Genomic DNA, 3,929 nt, shown 5'->3' with positions numbered 1-3,929 from the left:
GCAGCCAGGTTCGCGCGGTCGGCGCGCTCGGCCTCGGCCCGGGCCATCGCCTCGCGCAGGGCGCGGTCGGCTCGGTCACGGCGCAGGCAGCGGCGCAGCGGCTCGGGGTCGAGCCCCTCGTTGCACGCACGGTGCAGCAGTTTCGCGAAGAGGTATTCGGGGTCGATGGTGAGCGCGCGGCTGAGGGCGACTCTCGCCTCGGGCTGGTCGCCGGTCGACCAGGCGACCCAGCCGGCGAGAGTGAGGGGTGCGGTGGCGTGCTCGGCGTAGGGGTGCACGCAGCGGCGGGCGAGAGCGCGCCAGGCCCGTAGGACGGCGGGGGCCTGGGGGCCCTCCATCCATTCCGCCGCGCGGTCCCGGGTGGTGCGGTCCTGCAGGCCGAGAATGATCGCCGCCGCCTCGTCGTGCGCGATCAGGGCGTCGTCGTGCGCGTCGGCCTCCGTGGGCGCGGCGGCGGGCGGGGCGTCGTGGAGGCGGCGGACGACCAGGCGGGCGAGCTCCAGGGTCTCCGTGCGGACGGTCGCGCGGGTCGTGCCGTCGAGCATGCGCGGGAGGAGGTCGGCCGCCGCCGCGTCAAGCGCCCGCTGCTGTTCCTCGGCCCGGGCGTCGGTGAGCGGGGTGAGGCGGGCTTCCATGTCCCGCAGGGTGCCGCGGACCTGGATGCCGGCGTAGGTGGCGGTCGCCGCCATGACCGTGGTTCCCGGCGCGGCGAGCGGCTCGCCGTCGGGTGGACAGCAGCCGTCGCCGGGGCAGCAGTAGGACCAGAAGCGGCCGTCGGAGAGGCACAGCGCCTCGAAGACGGGGACGTCCAGGCCGCCGCAGGAGATCCTCAGGCACTGGGCGAGGGGGCGCAGCCGCTCCATCACCTCGCGGCCGGTCTCGCCCGGGGCTGGGTCCTGGCAGAGGAAGAGGACGATGCCGTCGGGCCGGGCGCCGCGTTTGTTGCTGCCGGCGACGAGGGTTTCGGCCAGCTGATCACTGACGTCGGGCCATTCCTCCTCCCTCTCCGGGATCCCGAGCCTGAGCCGGCCGCCGAAGCGGCCCCGCTCGCCGTGCAGTGCCAGCAGGACGACGCTGTCGTTCGGATAGAAGCCCATCAAGTACGGGAGGGCGTCGGCGAGTTCGGCGGGGCTGCGGAGGGTGATCTGCGCTTCGGCGCCCGTCCCCCACGTGGAGGCGGAGGCGGCGGAAGGGACGGAGGGGCTCACTGATTCATCGCGCTGCGTCATGGACCGAGCGTCCCGTGTGACCGTCACTCTGCGCCACCCCTGTGGATAACTCCCCGCATATGGTCGTACTAATGCTGTGGACAACGACGTTCTCGCAGCTCAGACGCGGTCCGTGCCCGGCCCCGCACCAGGGCCGTTCGCGCGTTGTCAGTGCCCTCGTGTTGCATGGGGGCATGAGCAACGAAGACCTCCGCGCCTCGGCCGACGCCGTCCTCGCCCGGCTCGTCGGCGACACCACGGGTACCGCGGCGCTGCGCCCGGACCAGTGGCGTGCCATCGAAGCGCTGGTCGCGGAGCACCGGCGCACCCTGGTCGTGCAGCGCACCGGCTGGGGCAAGTCCGCCGTGTACTTCGTCGCCACCGCGCTGCTGCGCCGGCGCGGTGCCGGGCCGACGGTGATCGTCTCCCCCCTGCTGGCGCTCATGCGCAACCAGGTGGAGGCCGCAGCGCGGGCCGGGATCCACGCCCGGACGATCAACTCCTCCAACACCGAGGAGTGGGACACCGTCCAGGCCGAGGTGGCGGCCGGTGAGGTCGACGTCCTGCTCGTGAGCCCCGAGCGCCTCAACAACCCCGACTTCCGCGATCAGGTGCTGCCCAAGCTCGCCGCCGCCACCGGCCTGCTCGTGGTCGACGAGGCCCACTGCATCTCCGACTGGGGGCACGACTTCCGTCCCGACTACCGCCGGCTGCGCACCATGCTGGCCGAGCTGCCTCCCGGCGTCCCCGTCCTCGCCACCACCGCCACCGCCAACGCCCGCGTCACCGCCGACGTCGCGGAGCAACTCGGGACGGGCGAGGGCACGGAGGAGGCGCTGGTGCTCCGCGGGCCGCTCGACAGGGAGAGCCTGAGCCTGCACGTCCTGCCGCTCCCGGACGCCGCACACCGGCTGGCCTGGCTCGCCGACCACCTCGACGAGCTGCCCGGCTCCGGCATCGTCTACACCCTCACCGTGGCCGCCGCCGAGGAGGTCACGGCCTTCCTCCGCCGACGCGGGCACACCGTCTCCTCCTACACCGGCAAGACCGAGAACGCCGACCGCCAGCAGGCGGAGGAGGACCTCCTGCACAACCGGGTCAAGGCGCTCGTGGCCACCTCCGCGCTCGGCATGGGCTTCGACAAGCCGGACCTCGGCTTCGTGGTCCACCTGGGTTCGCCCTCCTCCCCCATCGCCTACTACCAGCAGGTCGGCCGCGCGGGCCGCGGCGTGGAGCACGCCGAGGTGCTGCTGCTCCCCGGCCGCGAGGACGAGGCGATCTGGTCCTACTTCGCGTCCCTGGCCTTCCCGTCGGAAGAGCTGGTGCGCCGCACGCTGGACGTGCTGGCCGCGGCCGACCGCCCGCTCTCGCTGCCGGCCCTGGAGCCCCTGGTCGAGCTGCGGCGCTCCCGGCTGGAGACCATGCTCAAGGTCCTCGACGTGGACGGCGCCGTGCACCGGGTGCGCGGCGGCTGGACGGCCACGGGACGGCCGTGGACGTACGACGCCCGGCGGTACGCCTGGGTGGCGCGTCAGCGCGAGGCGGAGCAGCAGGCGATGCGGGAGTACGCGGCGACGACCGCGTGCCGGATGGAGTTCCTGCGGCGGCAGCTGGACGACGAGGCCGCCGCGCCGTGCGGCCGGTGCGACAACTGCGCGGGGCCGCGGTTCACGGCCGGTGTGTCCGACGGCGCGCTGGACGCCTCGCGGGGAGAGCTGGCCCGTCCCGGCGTGGAGGTCGAGCCGCGCAGGATGTGGCCGACGGGCATGCCGGCCGTCGGTGTCGAGCTCAAGGGCCGCATCCCCGCGGGCGAGCAGGCCTCGCCCGGCCGGGCCCTCGGACGGCTCTCCGACATCGGCTGGGGCAACCGGCTGCGGCCGCTGCTCGCCCCGCAGACGCCGGACGGCCCGGTGCCGCCAGACGTGGCCGACGCTGTCGTGACCGTCCTGGCCGATTGGGCCCGGGGACCGGGCGGTTGGGCGTCCGGCGCGCCCGGCGCCGCGGCCCGCCCGGTGGGCGTGGTCACCGTCGCCTCACGCACCCGTCCGCGCTTGATCGGGTCGCTCGGCGAGCACATCGCCGCGGTCGGCCGCATGCCCCTGCTCGGCAGCATCGAGTACCGCCCCTCGGGCGACGGCGAGCGCCCCTCGCGCACCAACAGCGCGCAGCGCCTGCGTGCCCTGGACGGGGCGCTGACCGTGCCGCCGGCCCTCGCCGGGGCGCTGGAGTCGGCAGGCGGCCCGGTGCTGCTCGTGGACGACCTGACGGATACGGGGTGGACTCTCGCCGTGGCCGCGCGGCTGCTGCGCCGGGCCGGAGCCGGGGAGGTGTTCCCCCTGGTACTGGCCGTACAGGGCTGAGAGCGGCGGGACAGGGCGGTCGCGGGGGGGTGCCGGCGTGGCCGCCGGGCCGGAAGCGGAACCGCCGGATACCGGTCAGCGACGGAGTCCTGGCGCCAATTGATCGTTGCCGCACGACCGCTGCGACCGCGAGAATTGGACCGGCTCCCCGCTCCCGTCGTCCCAGGTCTCCGGGACCGCCGTAGCGGTGTGCCCGTGCCCTGCCTGCCCCTCCCGCCCAGGCCCGTGGGCGTGCGGACGAAGGGAGAATCATGGCCTTCGGTTTGGCCCCGCCGGCGTCAGCCGACTCCGCTCCCCGCCACGGCAGGCTGATCGAACCGGCCGAGTGGACCGCCGCCGGGGTGCCCCTGCTGCGCGACCC

General features: G+C 74.7%; 2 protein-coding genes. One reads left to right on the top strand and one right to left on the bottom strand.

Translation table 11 applies throughout. The features are described 5' to 3' along the window. A partial coding sequence (locus AB0K09_RS30825) for a DUF4192 domain-containing protein (RefSeq protein ID WP_366068702.1) occupies positions 1-1,229 on the bottom strand: 1,229 nt, incomplete at its 3' end. A 173-nt stretch (positions 1,230-1,402) separates the two neighbouring features. Here AB0K09_RS30825 and AB0K09_RS30820 point away from each other — a divergent pair. Continuing rightward, the gene (locus AB0K09_RS30820; RefSeq protein ID WP_366068701.1) at positions 1,403-3,568 is read left to right on the top strand and encodes a RecQ family ATP-dependent DNA helicase; all 2,166 of its coding nucleotides are present in this window, start codon (positions 1,403-1,405) and stop codon (positions 3,566-3,568) included. The last annotated feature ends 361 nt before the right edge of the window (positions 3,569-3,929 follow it).

This window comes from Streptomyces sp. NPDC049577 (genome assembly GCF_040675635.1).
Lineage (GTDB): Bacteria > Actinomycetota > Actinomycetes > Streptomycetales > Streptomycetaceae > Streptomyces.
This window is presented reverse-complemented; position numbering and strand designations above follow the sequence as displayed.

Excerpts from the sequence above, each read along its gene's own strand:
- AB0K09_RS30820 (WP_366068701.1), top strand. The coding sequence starts at position 1,403 with ATGAGCAACGAAGACCTCCGCGCCTCGGCCGACGCCGTCCTCGCCCGG.